This is a genomic window from Methylophilus sp. YYY-1 (assembly GCF_029132825.1).
GTDB lineage: Bacteria > Pseudomonadota > Gammaproteobacteria > Burkholderiales > Methylophilaceae > Methylophilus > Methylophilus glucosoxydans.
In genome coordinates this window covers 42,060-61,355 of the sequence record NZ_WOVG01000002.1, presented here as the reverse complement: position 1 = coordinate 61,355, position 19,296 = coordinate 42,060, and the positions used below count along the sequence as shown (strand labels likewise).

The window sequence follows — 19,296 nt, the reverse complement described above, 5'->3', positions numbered from 1 at the left end:
AGCCTGACGCTTTCTGGCAGACTGCCCATATGAGGCGATCCAATCACAACATCTGATCCATGGCTGCGCCAGGTGCGCTGCTCTGTTCATGGATAAACCGCCTTACAAGCGCGACAGATTCAACTAACCACCTAGTTTTAAGCACCGATTACATCGCTAGCATTTGTGCAAATTAAAGCGCAAGCAATTGGTAAATAAAAACCATTCTCAACTAAAAAATAAAATGCCTTTATCCGTTATTTAACGCAGGCTAAACAATTGAAATTGCTAAACTTTAACGGTATCATTGAAGGTTCCTCCAAATGTTTTGTAAGTGAAGAATCTGGCAATGGACATGCAGTCTGACAACAACCTGATGAGTGCTTCTCAAGATACCGCAACCGCCCGGGACGACCAATTCGGTTTAGCTCCGCAATCCCAGGGTTTATATGACAGACGCCACGAGAAAGATAGCTGTGGCGTGGGCTTTGTCGCCCATATTAAAGGCCAGAAAAGCCACGACATTGTCGCTAAAGGCCTGCAACTGCTGGACAACCTGACCCATCGCGGCGCGACCGGTTACGACCCTAAACTGGGTGACGGCGCGGGCTTGCTGATGCAGATGCCAGATACCTTTATGCGCGAAGAGGCTGCCAAGCTGGGCATGACCTTGCCAGCAGCCGGACAATACGCCGTCGGTCAGGCATTTCTGCCACAAAACGCAGACAACCGCGCGCAATGCGAAGCCATCTTTGCCAAAATCATTGCAGAAGAAAATCAAACCCTGCTGGGCTGGCGTGATGTGCCGGTCGACAACAGCAATATTGCCGACGCCGCCCGCGCGGTTGAGCCTGTGATGCGCCAGGTGTTTATTGCCAGCACCGTGACCGACAGCAACACCTTTGAACGCAAATGCTTTGTGATCCGCAAACGCATTGAACACGCGATTCGCGCACTGAACCTGCAAGACAAGGCACAGTTTTACATGCCTTCCTTCTCTTCGCGCACCATCGTCTACAAAGGCATGCTGCTGGCTAATGAAGTTGGTGTCTACTACAAAGATTTGAGAGATGAGCGCGTGATTTCAGCGCTTGCGCTGGTACACCAGCGTTTCTCTACCAACACCTTCCCAGCCTGGGATCTGGCCCACCCCTTCCGCATGATTGCACACAACGGTGAAATCAATACCGTTCAAGGCAACGTGAACTGGATGGCCGCCCGTCATGAGACCATGAAATCCGCCGTGCTGGGTGAAGACCTGGAAAAACTGTGGCCACTGATTGCAGAAGGCCAGTCCGACTCCGCCTGCTTTGATAACTGTCTTGAGCTGCTGGTGGCTGGTGGCTACAGCCTGCCACACGCCATGATGATGCTGATCCCGGAAGCCTGGGCAGGCAATCCATTAATGGATGAAGACCGCCGTGCGTTCTATGAATACCACGCGGCACTGATGGAGCCATGGGACGGCCCGGCTGCAGTCGCGTTTACTGACGGTAAAATGATTGGTGCCACGCTGGACCGGAATGGCTTGCGCCCAGCCCGCTATCTGGTCACCGAAGACGACATCGTCATGATGGCGTCTGAAATGGGTGTGATCACTTTCCCACAAGAAAAAATCGTTAAAAAATGGCGTTTGCAGCCAGGCAAAATGTTGCTGATCGACATGGAGCAAGGCCGCATTATCGACGACGAAGAAGTCAAAACTGAACTGGCACAAGCCAAACCTTATCGCCAGTGGATTGAACAGACCCGCTTCCATTTGACCGACTTGCCTGGCGTAGGCACTGGTGAAGTCAGCCTGAAAGCGGATTTGCTGGATACCCAACAAGCCTTTGGTTACTCTCAGGAAGACTTGAAGTTTGTCTTGCAACCCATGATAGACAACGGCGAAGAGGGCTCAGGCTCCATGGGGAACGACGCGGCCTTGCCCGTGCTGTCCAACAAAGCCAAGACACTGTACAACTACTTTAAACAGTTGTTTGCACAAGTGACCAACCCGCCGATTGACCCGATCCGTGAAGAGCTGGTGATGTCACTGGTGACATTTATCGGCCCTAAACCCAACCTGTTGGCGATTGATGAAACCAACCCGCCATTGCGTTTGGAAAGCGGCCAGCCAGTGTTGAGCCTGGAAGGCCTGGAAAAACTCAAACAGATTGAGTCTTTGACCAAAGGCCAGTTCAAGTCCATCGTCCTTGACCTGACTTATGATGCCGCCTTAGGTAAAACCGGCATGAAACAGGCCCTGGACGTCTTGCACGACCAAGCCGAAAAAGCCGTGCATGACGGCTATAACGTACTGATCCTCTCGGACCGTGCCGTCGCAGCGAACCGCATTGCCATTCCAGCCCTGCTGGCCTGCTCGGCCACGCATGAGTTTCTGGTCAAAGCCGGCTTGCGTACCAGCACCGGTCTGGTGATTGATACAGGCTCAGCCCGTGAAGTACACCATTTTGCCCTGCTGGCAGGCTATGGTGCGGAAGCTGTTTGCCCATGGCTGGTGTACGAAACCATCAAGACCCTGACCGGCGATGTTGAAAAAGCCGGCAAAAACTTCGTCAAGGCGATCGGCAAAGGCTTGTACAAAGTCATGTCCAAAATGGGCATCTCGACCTACCAGTCTTACTGCGGCGCACAGATTTTTGAAGCGATCGGCCTCAATAGCCAGTTTGTGAATGACTATTTCACTGGCACGGTCAGCCAGATTGAAGGCATCGGTCTGGAGCAAGTTGCCGAAGAAACTGTACGCATGCACATGCAAGCATTTGGGAATGACCCCGTGCTCTCCAATGCGCTGGAAGCGGGCGGTGAGTACGCCTTCCGTGTACGCGGTGAAGAGCACTTGTGGACGCCGATGTCGATCAGCAAATTGCAGAACGCGACTCGGACTGGCAAATACGAAACTTACAAAGAGTACGCCGCACTGATCAACGATCAGACACGTCGCCACATGACCTTGCGCGGACTGTTTGAAATCAAACCGGCGGGTAAAGCGATCCCATTGGATCAGGTGGAATCGGCCAAAGAGATTGTTAAACGCTTTGCCACTGGCGCCATGTCTTTGGGCTCCATTTCAACCGAAGCGCACGCCACCTTGGCGATTGCCATGAACCGGATTGGCGGCAAGTCCAATACTGGCGAAGGCGGTGAAGACGTTAAACGCTTTATTCCGGTCCAAACAGAATCCAGCCTGGCCACCGTATTGGGCACTGATTTGATTGAAGCAGATGTGCCAATGCAAGCGGGTGACTCTTTGCGCTCACGCATCAAGCAGGTGGCCTCTGGCCGCTTTGGCGTGACCGCCGAATACCTGAGCAGCGCTGACCAGATCCAGATCAAAATGGCGCAAGGTGCCAAGCCTGGGGAAGGCGGGCAGTTGCCTGGCCATAAAGTGTCGCCCTACATTGCGAAACTCCGTTTCTCAGTGCCTGGCGTCGGCTTGATCTCTCCGCCACCACATCACGACATTTATTCGATCGAAGATTTGGCACAGCTGATTCATGACCTGAAAAACGCCAATCCAAAAGCCTCGATTTCGGTCAAACTGGTGTCAGAAACCGGCATCGGTACCGTGGCAGCGGGTGTGGCCAAGGCCAAGTCTGATCACATCGTGGTCGCTGGCCATGACGGCGGGACAGGTGCCTCACCAATTTCTTCGATCAAACACGCAGGTACGCCATGGGAGCTTGGCCTGGCTGAAACCCAGCAGACCCTCGTACTCAACCAGTTGCGTGGTCGCGTGGTGCTGCAAGTCGATGGCCAGATGAAAACCGGCCGTGACGTGCTGATTGGCGCCCTGCTGGGTGCGGACGAATTTGGCTTTGCCACCGCACCGCTGGTGGTTGAAGGCTGTATCATGATGCGTAAGTGCCACTTGAACACTTGCCCGGTCGGTGTTGCCACCCAAGATCCAGAACTGCGTAAGAAGTTTACCGGCCAGCCTGAGCATGTTGTGAATTACTTCTTCTTTGTCGCTGAAGAAGTGCGTGAACTGATGGCCAGCATGGGCATTGCCAAGTTTGATGACTTGATTGGCCGTGCCGATTTGCTGGACATGAAAGCCGGCATCGAGCACTGGAAGATCAATGGCCTGGACTTCAGCAAAGTGTTCCATCTGCCAGACATGCCAGCCAGTGTGGCACGCAAAAACAATGACGTGCAAGATCACGGCATCGCCAAAGCATTGGATAACCAATTGATCGCATTGGCTAAACCGGCGTTGGAAAAAGGCGAAAAAGTCACGCTTGAGTTGCCAATTGTGAACACTAACCGTACAGCAGGCACCATGCTGTCACACGAAGTGGCGAGCCGTTATGGCAACGCAGGTCTGCCTGACGGTACCATCCACGTCAAATTCACTGGCACCTCCGGTCAGAGTTTTGCGGCATTCCTGGCCAAGGGCATTACCTTTGAGCTGACAGGTGAAGGCAACGACTACGTGGGTAAAGGACTGTGTGGTGGTCAGATCATTATCAAACCACCTGCAACCTTCCGTGGCTTATCCTATGAAAACATCATCGTTGGTAACACCGTGATGTACGGTGCGACCACAGGCAGCAGCTTCTTGAGCGGTGTGGCGGGTGAGCGCTTCTGCGTACGTAACTCAGGCGCAACTGCCGTGGTTGAAGGCGTAGGCAACCATGGTTGCGAATACATGACTGGCGGGACCGTGGTGGTACTTGGTCAGACCGGCCAGAACTTTGCAGCCGGGATGAGTGGCGGGATTGCCTATGTTTACGACATTGACGGCCAGTTTGCCAAACGCTGCAATATGAGCATGGTGTCACTGGAAAAAGTCGAAGCGGCTGAAGCAGATGTTGGCAAAGTACAACACCTAGGCCAGCCAGACGAAGTGATTCTTAAAGGCTTGATCGAGCAGCACCTGGCGTTGACAGGCAGCCCTCGAGCAAAAGAACTGTTGGCCGACTGGTCAGCCGCGCGTGCAAAATTTGTTAAAGTATTCCCGAACGAATACAAACGCGCACTGACCGAAATGGCTGCAGCCTCCGCCAAGCAAGCCGCATAATCGTTTTTGTTAATTGAATGCCCCGCGTGATTGGCGGGGCTGTTTAAAGTTGTGTCTGTCACGAGCAACTGGGAAGAGATGATTTCACATGGGTAAAGTCACAGGTTTTATGGAATTTGACCGACTGGCAGAAGAAAATCTGCCCGTTCAGGATCGCGTCAAGAACTACAAAGAGTTCGTCCTGCATTTGACAGACGACCAGGCCAAACAGCAAGGGGCACGCTGCATGGATTGCGGTATCCCATTTTGCACCACCGGCTGTCCAATCAATAACATCATTCCTGACTGGAATGACCTGGTCTATCATCAGGACTGGCGCAGCGCGATTGACGTGTTGCATTCCACCAACAACTTCCCGGACTTTACTGGCCGTATCTGCCCCGCCCCTTGCGAGGCAGCCTGCACCTTGAACATTAATAACGACGCCGTCGGGATTAAGTCCATCGAGCACGCCATCATCGACAAAGCTTGGGAAAACGGTTGGGTCACACCACAAATCAACCCGAACAAAACTGGCAAAACAGTGGCGATTGTGGGGTCTGGCCCCGCAGGTCTGGCCGCAGCACAACAACTTGCTCGCGCGGGCCATGCCGTGACCGTGTTTGAAAAAAATGACCGTATCGGCGGCTTGCTGCGCTATGGCATTCCTGACTTCAAACTGGATAAAGCAAACATTGACCGCCGGATGGCGCAGATGGAAGCCGAAGGCGTGACCTTCAAGGTGAATCAGCATGTCGGTGAAAATGTCAGCGCGGCAGATCTGGAGCGTGACTTTGATGCCGTCATCCTGGCAGGTGGCGCAGAACAGCCACGTGATCTGCCCGTGACAGGTCGTGAACTCGATGGTGTTCATTTCGCCATGGACTTCCTGACCCCTAACAACAAAATGGTAGCCGGTGACAACGTGCCCAACCAGATTAAAGCCACCGGCAAACATGTGGTGGTCATCGGCGGTGGCGATACCGGTTCTGACTGTGTCGGCACCTCCAACCGCCATGGGGCAGCCAGCATCACCCAGTTCGAGTTGATGCCTCAGCCGCCTGAAAAAGAAGACAAATTTATGGTGTGGCCAAACTGGCCACTCAAAATGCGCACCTCCAGCTCGCATGAAGAAGGCGCAAACCGTGACTGGTCGATCACAACCAAAGAGCTGATCGGCGAGAACGGCAAGGTTAAAGCCCTTAAAGGTGCACGTGTGGAATGGAAAGACGGCAAAATGTCTGAAATTCCAGGTTCAGAGTTCACCATTCCTGCTGATCTGGTGTTTTTGGCCATGGGCTTTGTCTCACCGGTACAAAAAGTGCTGGAAGCATTTGGCGTGGAAAAAGACAACCGCGGCAATGCCAAAGCCACGACCGATGGCGAAGGCTGTTATAAAACCAGTAAGGACAAAGTCTTTGCTGCCGGTGACATCCGTCGCGGCCAGTCCCTGGTGGTCTGGGCGATTCGTGAAGGCCGTCAGTGCGCACGCGAAGTCGATGCGTTCCTGATGGGTAGCTCTACTCTGCCACGCTAGTCCAGGTTGCCTTGAAACCGCAAAACGCCGATGGTTTTCATCGGCGTTTTTATTTGTCATATCGCAAAAAAACCGCATTCTTTCAGGTGAAACAACGGCTTGGCCTTTATAATCATGCTTTTAGCTGATGTGCGTACGACCACACCAGCACAGGCAACCGAAACCATAGCAAATGACCACTCTTCAAAATGACACCTTTCTGCGCGCCCTGTTGCGCCAGCCTACTGAATATACCCCGGTGTGGATGATGCGCCAGGCAGGCCGCTACCTGCCTGAATACCGCGAAAGCCGCAAAACCGCTGGCAGCTTTATGCAACTGTGCCAGAGCCCGGCCTTTGCCACCGAAGTGACCCTGCAACCGCTGGACCGCTATCCCCAACTGGATGCGGCCATTCTGTTCAGCGACATATTGACCGTCCCTGATGCCATGGGACTGGGCTTGTATTTTGAAGAAGGGGAAGGCCCCAAGTTTGAGCGGACTTTACAAGAAGAGGCAGACATCCTCAAACTGGAAGTGCCTGATATGGCCAAACTGCAATATGTATTTGATGCTGTCAGCAGCATCCGTCAAGCACTGAATGGCCGTGTTCCTTTGATCGGTTTTTCAGGCAGTCCATGGACACTGGCCACCTACATGGTGGAAGGCAAAGGCGGCACCGACTTTTTGAATACAAAAAAAATGGGCTATGCCAGACCCGAATTACTGCACCGCATTCTGGAGATTACGGCGCAAACGGTGACGCAATACCTCAATGCACAGATTGCAGCCGGTGCACAGGCTGTGATGATTTTTGACTCTTGGGGGGGTGCCTTATCGCATCAAGGCTATCAGGAGTTTTCACTGCAATACATGCAGAAAATTGTCGCTGGCCTCACTAAAACCGCAGAAGGCAAACCAGTGCCCAGCATCGTGTTTACCAAAGGCGGCGGGTTGTGGCTGGAGTCACAGGCAGCCATCGGTGCCGATGCCCTCGGATTAGACTGGAGCGTGGATCTCGGCCAGGCACGGGCACGCGTGGGGGACAAAGTGGCGTTGCAAGGCAATATGGACCCGGCGATCCTGTTGAGCTCTCCTGCCGCCATCGAAAAAGAAGTCGCACAGATTCTGGCCAGCTACGGCCATGGTCACGGCCATGTGTTTAACCTGGGCCATGGCATCACGCAATGGACCCCCCCGGAGCATGCGGCCTGCATGCTGGAAACCCTGCGCAAGCTCAGTCCACAGTATCACCTGTAAACATCGTCACCGCACGAGCTTATTGCGGCCAGACTGGGCGGCTGTGATGACTTGACGAGGTCTTGTTGCAGCGGCGCAAAAACGTGAGACTTGCGCCGGGCTTAATCGCCACAAATAGTGATCTCGCACAGTGGCGATCGGCGCGATGTCGGCGAGCATGGGTAAATGGTTGGCGTTACCAGGGTCGCCCGCCACCCAAACGGCCTGCTTCCGCCCTAGCTGGCAAACGTGTTGTGTCAACACACTTTCGGTTAACAACTGGTTTGCCGCTGTTTGCGGGTCAAAATGCTTGGCCTCTATCAGCTCCTTTTCCCAACTGTCGTCCAACACCTCATACTCAGCAGTGCGCCAATCAGCCACCATCCAGGCGGGATGCGATAACCGCAGATAAAACATCAAGTCAAACTGGTATTTATTGAGCAGAATCAATTGATCCTGTTTGCTAACCAAGGGCTGGACCTTGGTTGCCAGCAGGAAAGAAGCTGTTTTTTGCGCGTGCTGAATCACCATCCCCATGGCTATCACACAGGTCACGGCCGCCGCCAAAAATGTGACCCACAACCGCTTGGGGAAGCGGTGCTGCCAGGCTTGCCGCATACCCATGGCTGTCAAGACCGCTATCGCCGGCAAAACTGGCATGATGTAGCCCAGTGGTTTGGAAACCGGGATCGAAAAAAATAGTAGGATCAATGCCAGCCAACATACCATCAGCAATGCCACATCCTGCTGCCGTGAACTCCAGCGCTGGACTTCGTGCTTGCGCAAGCGGGTCAACCACAGAGAAGCGGGCAAGGTCAGCGCCAATAGCACGGGCAGATAAAACCAGAACGGCTGCTGATTGTTAAAGTGCGTGCCGGTGAAGCGCTGCACATGGTGATGAATAAAAAAGTACTCCAGAAAGCCCTTAAACTGCGATTCCATGCATAAAAACCAGGGACTGGCCATCAGAAAAAACAATACCAGCGCTGGCCACCATAAGAAATACTTGAGAGACGCAAGACGGCGACTCACCAGCAGCCAGCCACCAACGACCAGTACTGGCAAGACCATGCCAATCAGGCCCTTGGCCAGAACGCCTCCTGCAGCAAACACCATCGCCATATACAGATATTTCCGCTCCGGCTGGCCTTGTTCAATACTCCAGGTAAATTCTGCCGCCAGCATGATCGTCATGGCAATCATGCTGGCAACCAACATATCCAGATTGGCAAACTGGGCACTGGCAAAAAAGAATGGCTGCGTCACGAGCGCGACAAAAGCCAGTACCGCAGTTTTTTTGTCCAGATGCCTGGCTGTAAACCAATACAGCGCGATCGCCATCAATACGGCAGCCAGCAAGGAGGCCAGCCTGCTCGCAAGCAGCGAAGGGCCAAACAGCTTGAAACTGGCCGCCGTGATCCAGTAAAACAAAGGCGGTTTATGAAAATATGGCAAGCCATCCAAATGAGGAATCGCCCAGTTTCCAGAGGTCAACATCTCCCAGGCAATGCCGACATAGCGGCCTTCATCCGGCAGAGTAAGTGGCCGACAAACGGCGGCTATGCCCAACCAAAGCAGGGTGACCGCTAACCACAGGAAGTGACTCAAATGACTGTTTTGTTTTATTTGTACTGGCGACATGCCTATCCGCTTGCGATTGATGAACGACTGAATGGCGAGTCAGGATTCATCACACGCTGATAGGCGCGATGTTGATTCCCGACATCCATCACTCACCAGCAAGGCGTATGCCAAATAAAATCACATTTAAAATCAATTACCTGCAATCAAAACCAATTTACCCTGTGCATTTTTTGCAGGGCTATAAATGCGTTTAATCAGCCGGGTGCACTTTTTGCAGTGCGCTTGGGCACCATCAGCCGAAAAAGGAAAATAAAAAAGCCTGCAATCGCAGGCTTTTTTCAGGCAAACCGCTCTCTACTTCAGAGACATGCGCGACATGGTCTCGTCTTTATCTTTCCATTGATGTTTGAGTGCCCCAAGCACATGCACGATAAATGCAGCCAGCATCAGGTTGGCAAACAATTCGTGAGACTCTTTGAACACATCGCGCAAATCGGCATTATCCAGCCCGCCGAACACCTCCAGCCCAAACCACTTCAAGCCGAACTTGCTGTAAAGCGTCATGAGTACGCCGCTCAGTGGGATCAAGACCATCAGCAAATACAGCATGTGATGCACGGCTGTCGCCAACTTACGCTCCAGCGCTGAATAGCTGGCCAGCATGGCAGGCGGGGTATGTGTCACACGCCAGTAGACGCGGAAAATCACCAGCCAGAGCAAGGTAAAGCCGATGGACTTGTGCAGATTAAAATACAGGGTCCGGGCTGTGGCCGGCTCGTCCATCTGCCAGGTGACGATCCCCAGATCGAACAGATCAAAGGCCGTTTGTTTTGGCCCGTCTTTCGGCAACTCGCCCATGTACCAGCCCAGGGCAAACATGCCAATAATGACCAGTGCGATGAGCCAGTGCAGAATAATCGCCACCTTGGTATAACGCTGGGTTGAACTCATTGAATCTCCTTTGTTGATGGATGTGACCAGCCTGTGACAGCGGTCACTATGACTGCATGCATGAATTGTTTATGATGCATGAATCATTCATGGGTAAGCCGTCATGTTATCAAAAATCAACCGCTTTGGTGTGCGTCTTGTATACGTATTTGTAACGCTGTGTAGCCAGGCCTGGGCCGACGACTTTGAATTTAAACAGGTGGCGGACGGCATCTATGTGCACCATGGCAAGCATCTGGATATTGATGACGGCTATCAAGGCGACATCTGCAATCTGGGCGTCATTATTGGCCAAGAGGCCATTGCCGTGATTGACAGTGGCGGCAGCAAACATACCGGTGACCAATTACTCGCCGCCATTCGCCGCATCAGCCCCTTGCCTATCCGATATGTCATCAATACCCATGTCCATCCAGACCACACCTATGGCAACGCCGCTTTTCAAAATGGCACTACCCACTTTGTCGGTCACGAAAAACTGGCCACTAACATGCTGCTGCGCAAGGAGCAATATGAAAAACTGAATGCGCGCCTACTGGGGGCTGACGGTGCGGCAAGCCCCACCATCCCCCCGGATACCCTTGTGCATGCTGAGCAGTCGCTGGACCTGGGGCACCGCATCCTGCAACTACAAGCGCGCAAGGTGGCCCACACCCATACTGACCTCACTATTCTAGACACGCAAACCAACACCCTGTTTGCGGGCGACTTGCTGTTTGCGCAACGGACGCCAGTGGTAGAAGGCGACCTCAAAGGCTTGATCGCCGTGCTGGAGCAAATCAACCAGCAACCATACTCGCTCATCGTCCCCGGCCATGGGTTAGAAAGCAGCGACCAGAAAACCATCATTGGCAACGAGTTACGCTATCTCAACTTGTTATTGAGCGATATCAGAAACAGCATCAAAAAAGGCATCAGCATGGAACAAACCATGGACACTGCAGCCGCCTCTGAGCATGACAACTGGGTATTGTTCGACATCGCCAACCGGCGCAATGTCAATCTGGTTTACCCGCAACTGGAATGGGAATAAGTCAGGCTACAAAAACCGCTTCGCCAGCCTCGCTTGTTGCTTCAAGCCCAGATTCACCAGCCTGGGCGCAACACCATTGAGCCAGGCAAAGAAGCTTTGCGGTTGCCCGATATACAGCTCTTGCTGGTCTTTGAGCAGCGCCTGGATAATTTTATCCGCAACAAATTGCGGTTCATCAATGGCTTGGCCGGACGCTTGCCACATGGCATTGGTGCGGTCGTCATTCATAGGCGTGGCGATAGCGCGTGGGGCGATATAGGTGACCCCGATGTTGCTATCAATGAGTTCGCGTCGCAAGGCCTGGCTAAAGCCATGAATGGCAAACTTGCTGGCGCAGTAGGTGGCAAAATGCGGGAACCCCAGCGAACCAAAAATAGAGCCGACAAATGCCAGATGCCCGCGGCCGCGCTGGCTAAAATAGGTGACAAATTCACGGCTTAATACCAAGGTCGCCGTGACATTGGTATGAATCATGTTGTCAATGTTCACTTCGGCCTGCTTGGCAAACTCGGTGAACTCAATGATGCCAGCATTGTTCATCAGCAAATCGACATGCCCCATCTCGCGCAAAGACTGCGTGAGCACTTGACTGGCCATATTCGGCTGCGCCAGATCGGCAACGATAATGTGCGCCTTGCCACCCTGACTGGTAATTCTTTTTTGCAAGACATGCAGCTTGACCGGATCTCGGCCAACGAGTCCGACGACGGCCCCTCTTGCACTCAACGCAAGCGCAAGCACCGAACCGAGGCCGCCGGTTGCACCGGTCAATACCACATGTAAATTACGCAACTCCATGACTGATGGCTCCTAAGCTGCCTGGTGCAGCGTGTGAATAATCGCCGCTTGTGCCGCGACATGTTTAAAGATCTCACCATACAAGCGGTAAAACCGTTTGGCCGCATGAATGATCGCTTGCTGGTCTTCTACGTTGGTCACTTGATTCATGAGACTTTCGTAGAAAGTAACATGGCTAATATCCAGCGACCCATGCGAAAACAGATAGCTAAAGGCTTTTTTGGGCAACTGCAGGGCCTGCATGATTTTTTCGCCGGCCTGGGTGGCCACCGCTGTGCTCGTGCCTTCAAGCACTAACACCATGCCAAAAAAGCCCAGTGGATTCACGCGGTGTATCATGTCGTAGGCATAAGCCACCATCACCTCGGTTGCATGGCAAGCGGCATCTTGCTCGGTTGCACTGTGACGCACAGACTCCTTGTCGCCACCGCAGGCTTCAATATCATTCAGCACCCATTCCTGATGCCCCATTTCTTCTTCGATATATTCACCAATCGCGGTCCGCAACCATTCATACTCACCGCTCAACCGGCCGCCGCAGGCCATCAGTAACGGCGTGGTGTGCTTAACATGATGATAGGCTTGCGTCAGAAAAGCACGATAGGTTTCCAGGGTAATGTTGCCCTGTGCGCCTTGTTGGATCAAGGGCAAAGTCATTAAGGCGTTGCGCTCCTGCTCAGTGGCGCTCAATAATTGCTGATAAAAACTCATGCGGAAATTCCTTCATAAAGGGCGTTGATTTCTGCGGCATACGCGGCAGCAATCACATCGCGTTTTAAACGGCCATTGGCCGTCAGTTGTCCGTTTTGTGGGGTAAAAGGCTGTTTGGCATATATCACATCGCCCACTTGCGCATAATCAGGCAAGCCCTGATTCGCCCGTGCAATGCCTTGCGCCACTTGCGCCTGACTTGCCTGTGGTGCAAGCACCACCACCGCCACGTTATACGGCCTCGCTTCTCCAAACACACAGGCCTGTAACAATCCGGCCTGCTGAATCAATGTCGTTTCGACCCACTCTGGCGACACGTTGCGCCCGAATGAAGTAATAAACAGATTTTTTTTGCGGCCAGACAGGATCCAGTGACCTTCGGCATCCTGGTAGGCCAAATCGCCGGTCGGCAAGTAACCGTCCACATCAAGCGCTGGTTCAGTGATCGTCCCATCTGCCGCCATATACCCAGCGTAAATGGCTCCTTTGACCCACAACTCGCCGTGGCTATCCACGCGCAATTGCACGTGCGGCAAGGGCTGACCAATACTGCCTGGCTGATTGGCCAGTGGGGTATTCAGTGTGACCACCGAGGCACATTCGGACAAGCCATAGCCTTCGTATACTGGTAACCCCAGTGCATGTGCCTGTAACAGCAGCGCTGGTGCCACCTTGGCGCCCCCCACTGCGACAAAGCGCAACTGAGCCAGGGCCAGCTGACCGGCTTGCAGGCAAGCCACCAGCGCACGCAACAACTCTGGAATCAAAATGGCCGTGGTGGCCTGGCTGGCTTGCAAGCCATGGTAGAGCTTGAAGATATCAAACTGGCTACCGCTAAAACCAACGGCCTCGCAGCTGTAGACCACGACGGTGGTGCCAGAGATCAGGCTGGCATAAACGCCGGCGACATTTTCCAACAAGGTGGCCAGTGGCAACACGCAAAAATGGCAGTCATCGTGGCCTGGTTTGACCTGTGTGCGAATCGAACTAGCAACTTGCCACATGTGGTCTTTGCTCAAGCAAACGCCTTTGGGCGCGCCGGTCGTGCCAGAGGTATAAGTAATTTTGGCCACAGGCGCCGCCCTGTCATGCGCCTGCACGCGAAGCACAGTGACCATCTTGTCGGCCACCTGCCATTCAGCAACTAGCGTAGCCTCGGGGAACAGGCCTAGCCAGACTGCGGGCGTATCAGTCAACACCAGGCTGACGCCCGCATCCAGAATGGCATGCTGCTTTTGCGTCGCAGAGAAAAAGGCGGGCACCGGTACATTGGTCCAGCCCGCCGCCAGTATCGCCAGATCCAGCACGATCCAGGCCGGGCTATTATCAAGCGCCAAGGCGACACTGGCTTGCGGTGTCAACGTCATCAACGCCGAAGACACGCGCGTGATTTCTTTGGCAAGGGCAGCATAGCTCAATTGTGTCTGTGCGCCCTGTAAGGCAATCTGCTCGGGAACTTGAGCCGCCTGCGCTTGAATTTCGTTCAGTATCATGATCGGGGCTTATAAAGGATCAGCCACACCACGAATCGCCACAATTTGCGGGATATGTTTGTAGTAGCTGCCCCATTTTGCACGTTCTTGCGCGTCCAGACGATCAGGATTCGCCGCCGCTAATGGATATAAGTCTCGCCCGCCCTTGATCAGGCCATTTTGCAAACTGTGATGTGCGGTCGCAACGCCCCAAGGTAAATTCATACTCAGGCTATGTTGAATCACATGCGCAATCAGCACGCCGGCATTACGCGGATTGGCCACCGCCAGGTTACCAAAATAGGTGATTTCCTCACGTGCAATGTCGCGGCCAAGCTGGCGCGACATCAACTGCTCAATAGGCTCATCAATATACTGCTCGAGAAACAGACGGCCATAGGCGGCATGATGCAAACCAAAGGCGGCCATCAGCACACCACTGGCATCCCGCAAGGCCACCAGTTGCGGCATAAACTGGCTGACTTCTGCACCATACATCTGTTTAAACACCGCAGCAATAAAGGCCTCCACCTCCTGACGGCAGGGGGCCCCCTGCTCGACCAGGTGTCCGGTAATTTCATTGACCTGATAACGCTTGGCCTGGGCAAAGTCTCTCAGCTCATAGGCAGAGGCCGCGTGATAAAATGCTGTGTTTGGTTCTGAATGTAACATGTCAACCGTCTCGCAAAGAATGCTCTTGGGCTTTCATTTGCAATCCTTATGCCAGATCAATTTATACTTATAAATCATCATCTTAATCAAAAGCCACCCCGCAAAACCCTGCATATTTTGCAGACTATTAAAGGCTGTGTATTCAGCTTCTGCACATTTTGCAGAGGCTGATCGCCTATGAGCTGGCGCAGCCCTGTCAAGGATGCAGTGTTTTTCCAATGCAAATCAGTCGTTTACCTTAGTATTAACGACGCGTACGGGAATGTGGCACACGGTTTGCATTTCATGTCCACGTTTTTGAAAACAAGAGACGCACCTCCTGTTAATCGTGCGAATATGGATAAAAACAGGCATACACACTGAGCAATGAATACTCAAACAATAACGCAACCCTGGTTACCTGAACCGACCTTGGCCATGCTGTGGAAAGCGTGGCTGCTCTCCGCCATGGTGATTGTCTGGCTGGCCAATGGCACGGGCATAGATCTCTATCTGGCCGACCAGCACTTTGACTTTGCTCAACAGGCCTTTAGCCAAAAGCATGCTTTTTTTTACGAAACCATCATGCATGAATATGCCAAGCATCTGCTGACCTTGCTCTGGCTCACCCTGTTGTTGATCAGCAGTGTGCCTGAACGCTGGTTCGGCAAGCGGCTGACAGCCTCCATGCGCTATAAACTTCGCTGGATTCTTTTTTTGGCCTTGCTCAATGCGCTGCTGGTCTCTGGCCTCAAACATCAAATGCCGCATGCTTGCCCCTGGGATGTTGTGCGTTATGGCGGCGAGCTACAGTGGGCGCCTACATTCAGCAGCCATGCCGGGATTGAAGAGGGGCACTGCTTTCCAGCCGGACATACCACCAGTGGCGTCTGGCTGTCGGCGCTCTGTTTGTTGTGGCTGCCGCACGCCCCGCGTAAAGCCCTGCTGATGGCGCTATCTGGCCTGGCCGTCGGCTTAATGCTGGGTTGGGCGCAACAAGTCAGAGGTGCCCACTTTTTATCGCATACCCTGACATCGCTTTGGCTGATGTGCAGTTGGCTATTGCTGGTCCTTACTTATACCAAGAGTCGTATTGAATGAAACTATTTGCAAACCTCAAGCGTGCTTTGTACGTACTGTTTACCCCCCAAATCTGCCTGATTTGGGCTGTCAGCCTGTGGTTGATGCTGACCAGCAACCATGCGCTGTTTAGCCATATCCTGAATCTCTACCCCTGGAATGCAGAAAATGCGGGCTTTATTATCAGCTTGAGCCTGTTTTTCACCTTTAGCATTACCTGGTGGCTGATGCTGTTGAGCCATGGCAAATCTGCCCGCTGGGTGTTGGCGGTGATTGTGTTGTCTGCCGCCTGGGCCGCGTTTTATATGGATGAATTCGGCGTGATTATTGACCATGTCATGCTGGACAACGCCGTCAAAACAGATGCACGTGAAGTCATGGGGCTGTTATCGTGGGGCTTTTTCATCAAAATGCTGTTGCTGGGTGTGATGCCGGCACTGGTATTGATCAAAGCCGTGCCTGCCCGTTTTTTTGTGCGGGATGCGCTTAGCGTTCGCCTCAAACAGATCGGCCTGTTGATGTTGGGCATGGTCCTGGTAGTGATCCCCTGCAGTGCAGATTACGCGACCTTTATCCGCGAACACAAACTGGTACGCATGTATGCCAACCCCACCTTCTTTCATTACTCGCTGGTGAAGTGGGCCTCGAAAAAAGTGTTTACCCGCAGTATTACCGGCTTGCAGAAAACCGCGGTAGATGCGGTCAATGTAGGGGAGCCGCGTCACCATGAGCTGATTATTATGGTGGTCGGTGAAACCGCCAGGTTCGATCGCTTTTCATTGAACGGCTACCATAGGCTGACCAACCCCAGGCTGAGCAAGGAAACCATACTGAGCTTTAAGCAGGTGACCTCTTGCGGGACGTCCACCGCGGTTTCCGTACCGTGTATGTTTTCTTTGCTGACGCGCAAGCAATATGACGAGGAGAAAGCCTTGCATATGGAAAATGCACTGGACGTCCTGCAAGCGCATGGCGTAAGCGTACTTTGGCGTGACAATAACTCGGATTCAAAAGGGGTGGCGTTGCGCGTACCGTATGAGGATTTCAAATCACCGATACACAATCCGGTCTGCAATGACAACGAGTGCCGTGACATCGGCATGCTGAGCGGCTTGGACAATTTTGTCGCAAAAAACAAAGACAAGGATATTCTGATCGTGCTGCATCAGATGGGTAATCACGGGCCGGAGTATTACCGCCGCTATCCCGATGAATTCAAACGGTTTACGCCCGTGTGTAAAACCGGTCGCCTGTCGGAATGTACACAAGAAGAAATTGACAACTCTTACGACAATGCCATTTTATACACCGATTATTTCTTATCTGAAGTAATTCAGTTTCTGAAAAAATACGACACCCAACGTGAAACAGCAATGCTCTATGTCTCTGACCATGGCGAGTCATTAGGCGAACACGGGATTTACCTGCATGCGGCGCCCTACATGATTGCGCCGCAGCAGCAAACACATGTGCCGGCCATTTTGTGGCTGGGGCAGCATTTTGATTATCAGCTGTCGCAAGTGACCCCTTATGAAAACTACCCGCTCAGCCACGACGATGTGTTCTGCACACTGCTCACCGCCTACGAGCTGAAATCAGAAGTGTGTCATGCCGAATTTAGCTGGTTGGCACAAAACCGTGAATTGATCGAGGAGCAAAGAAAGCACCTGATCCCACAACCGGGGCAGGCTGCCATCCCGGCAAACTAATTCGTATCACACCTGATCGTGGGCGCATCGGCGCTCACTTTGCCGGAGGACAGCCACAACACGGGTTTGACACGCTCATCCACATGGCAGGCATCAATATAGCCGACGGCGCCATCGGTTTCAGCCACGTACCGAATCATTGCTTCTTCGGATTGCACCGTGTATGGCGGCTGCACCCCGTGGAAGTAGAGCCCGTTCCAGTAGTTGATTTGTGAGCGCGGCGTACTATGCAATACCCATTGTGAAAACTTGAGCCGCAGTGGGTGCTCACTGTGCAGATTGACAGGATGCAGCGCCTGCCCATGCTCGGCATACAGTTTCTTGCGCCAGAAAATCAGGCCCAGCTCGTCGGCATGGATGCTGGGGGCCAGCCCCGCTTGTGCAGGCACAATCACGGCAATGGGACGGTTGTCGTCTGCCGCCTGTACGCTTGCCGCCATGAGCATCAGCATGCTGAGCAGACTGACGAGTCTACGCAGGCGATGATATCTTTGCTGTAACAACATTAAAACATCACCGCAAAAGAGGTTACAAACCCGCGCGGCACATCGCTGTACTCCCCGCTGCCCCCAATAAACTCAAACTTGAGCAACTGGTTGGGTTTGACGCGCTTGGTCATGCCTAATACCCAGCGGTCTGCATTTTTGCTTTCCACTTCATGCAGCGTTTCCAGGCGGGTGATCCAGTACCACTCCTGACCTAGCGCATAGGCACTCTGCACGTAGCCGCCGCTGCCACCGTCATCGCCCGCCGTGGTTCTGCGCTCATACACTTCACCGCTAAACTCCCAGCGGTTGAGTTCAAGCAAAAAATCCAGGCCAAAGACATGATACGTAGGTGAGCCCGCATAGTTTTTCTGATAGCTCATCACATTGAGGCCCAAAGTATTTAAACCAGCATTGGCGCCGGTCAGGCCTAAAATGTTGTTGAAGGCGACGCGGGCTCCCATGACATCACGAAAGATGATTTCGTCGCCATCCTGATGCTGATCCTTGAGGGCTTCTGCATATACCTGATACTCAAGATCCACTTGCTTGACCGGCAAACTGCCAAACAACATGGCACCGTTGATGCCATAAGGGAACATGCGGCGCGTGACCAAGGGCCGGCTGGCGGTCCATACCAGCGGCGGCGCATGTAGTTGGTTCCAGCGTCCGGCAGGGGTTAGAAAACGTCCCAGCCTGACATTGGCTTTGTCATTTAGGTTGTAATCAAAATAAAAACGCTCGAGGTCAACGTAGCTTTTTTTGGTATTGACACCCTGATGATGGTCGTAAGAAAGCGGGTCTTCCAGCTCCAGCTCGCTAAAAAACTTGACGCGGCCCCCTTGGTCCCAAGTGGTGATCATACTGATTTGATTCAGCGTAAACTGGGTGGATTGCGTGCGAGGGACGCGAATGTCAGCACTGGTGTAGCCCCCCACATGAAACGCATTCCAGAATGCATCCAGGTCTTCGGCGGCCACCGGCTTGCATAGCATACTCAGGCTGATTACACTGAGCATGACTCGAATACTGAGCACAACCCGACTAAAGCTGTTTAACATATCTGACCCATGATGATCGTCCCG

Annotated in this window: 14 protein-coding genes; 6 read left to right on the top strand and 8 right to left on the bottom strand. The window is 53.0% G+C overall.

All coding sequences use genetic code 11. The features are described from left to right. Nucleotides 1-334 precede the first annotated feature (334 nt). The 3 genes from GOC95_RS06870 (at nucleotide 335) to hemE (ending at nucleotide 7,758) form a co-directional block, all read left to right on the top strand. Nucleotides 335-5,005 (top strand): glutamate synthase-related protein, encoded by a 4,671-nt coding sequence (locus tag GOC95_RS06870; protein ID WP_275356792.1) that lies wholly within the window; start codon nucleotides 335-337, stop codon nucleotides 5,003-5,005. Nucleotides 5,006-5,093: 88 nt separating this feature from the next. Continuing rightward, complete coding sequence (locus GOC95_RS06865) at nucleotides 5,094-6,521, top strand: glutamate synthase subunit beta (protein ID WP_194749729.1); 1,428 nt, start codon at nucleotides 5,094-5,096, stop codon at nucleotides 6,519-6,521. A 172-nt stretch (nucleotides 6,522-6,693) separates the two neighbouring features. Further along, complete coding sequence (gene hemE, locus GOC95_RS06860; RefSeq protein ID WP_275356442.1) at nucleotides 6,694-7,758, top strand: uroporphyrinogen decarboxylase; 1,065 nt, start codon at nucleotides 6,694-6,696, stop codon at nucleotides 7,756-7,758. Between the two features lie 6 nt (nucleotides 7,759-7,764). On the opposite strand, the gene GOC95_RS06855 is transcribed toward hemE, so the two are convergent. Both GOC95_RS06855 and GOC95_RS06850 read right to left on the bottom strand, forming a co-directional pair. After that, nucleotides 7,765-9,378 (bottom strand): glycosyltransferase family 39 protein, encoded by a 1,614-nt coding sequence (locus tag GOC95_RS06855; protein WP_275356441.1) that lies wholly within the window; start codon nucleotides 9,376-9,378, stop codon nucleotides 7,765-7,767. A 297-nt stretch (nucleotides 9,379-9,675) separates the two neighbouring features. Beyond that, nucleotides 9,676-10,272 (bottom strand): cytochrome b, encoded by a 597-nt coding sequence (locus tag GOC95_RS06850; protein ID WP_194749732.1) that lies wholly within the window; start codon nucleotides 10,270-10,272, stop codon nucleotides 9,676-9,678. A gap of 103 nt (nucleotides 10,273-10,375) precedes the next feature. On the opposite strand from GOC95_RS06850, the gene GOC95_RS06845 reads away from it, so the two are divergent. Next, a complete protein-coding gene (locus GOC95_RS06845) occupies nucleotides 10,376-11,305 on the top strand; it encodes a quinoprotein relay system zinc metallohydrolase 2 (RefSeq protein ID WP_275356440.1) in 930 nt (309 codons plus the stop codon). Between the two features lie 6 nt (nucleotides 11,306-11,311). On the opposite strand, the gene GOC95_RS06840 is transcribed toward GOC95_RS06845, so the two are convergent. The 4 genes from GOC95_RS06840 to GOC95_RS06825 are packed head-to-tail and all read right to left on the bottom strand — an operon-like array spanning nucleotide 11,312 to nucleotide 14,958. Further along, nucleotides 11,312-12,103 (bottom strand): SDR family oxidoreductase, encoded by a 792-nt coding sequence (locus tag GOC95_RS06840; RefSeq protein ID WP_275356439.1) that lies wholly within the window; start codon nucleotides 12,101-12,103, stop codon nucleotides 11,312-11,314. Nucleotides 12,104-12,115: 12 nt separating this feature from the next. After that, complete coding sequence (locus GOC95_RS06835; RefSeq protein ID WP_275356438.1) at nucleotides 12,116-12,814, bottom strand: iron-containing redox enzyme family protein; 699 nt, start codon at nucleotides 12,812-12,814, stop codon at nucleotides 12,116-12,118. After that, nucleotides 12,811-14,307, bottom strand: coding sequence for an AMP-binding protein (locus tag GOC95_RS06830; protein WP_275356437.1), 1,497 nt, complete (start codon nucleotides 14,305-14,307; stop codon nucleotides 12,811-12,813). Before GOC95_RS06830 ends, GOC95_RS06835 begins: the two co-directional genes overlap by 4 nt. A gap of 9 nt (nucleotides 14,308-14,316) precedes the next feature. Beyond that, nucleotides 14,317-14,958: a thermostable hemolysin gene (locus GOC95_RS06825; protein WP_275356436.1), complete on the bottom strand. Its 642-nt coding sequence runs from the start codon at nucleotides 14,956-14,958 to the stop codon at nucleotides 14,317-14,319. Between the two features lie 366 nt (nucleotides 14,959-15,324). Here GOC95_RS06825 and GOC95_RS06820 point away from each other — a divergent pair, with 366 nt between their 5' ends. Further along, a complete protein-coding gene (locus GOC95_RS06820) occupies nucleotides 15,325-16,038 on the top strand; it encodes a phosphatase PAP2 family protein (protein WP_275356435.1) in 714 nt (237 codons plus the stop codon). Then, nucleotides 16,035-17,726, top strand: coding sequence for a phosphoethanolamine--lipid A transferase (locus tag GOC95_RS06815; protein ID WP_275356434.1), 1,692 nt, complete (start codon nucleotides 16,035-16,037; stop codon nucleotides 17,724-17,726). Before GOC95_RS06820 ends, GOC95_RS06815 begins: the two co-directional genes overlap by 4 nt. Here the strand turns inward: GOC95_RS06815 and GOC95_RS06810 are convergent. Further along, a complete protein-coding gene (locus GOC95_RS06810) occupies nucleotides 17,723-18,232 on the bottom strand; it encodes a hypothetical protein (protein ID WP_275356433.1) in 510 nt (169 codons plus the stop codon). The genes GOC95_RS06815 and GOC95_RS06810 overlap by 4 nt on opposite strands. Then, entirely contained in the window at nucleotides 18,232-19,272 is a 1,041-nt protein-coding gene (locus GOC95_RS06805) for a hypothetical protein (protein WP_194749744.1), read from the bottom strand. Before GOC95_RS06805 ends, GOC95_RS06810 begins: the two co-directional genes overlap by 1 nt. Between the last annotated feature and the right edge of the window lie 24 nt (nucleotides 19,273-19,296).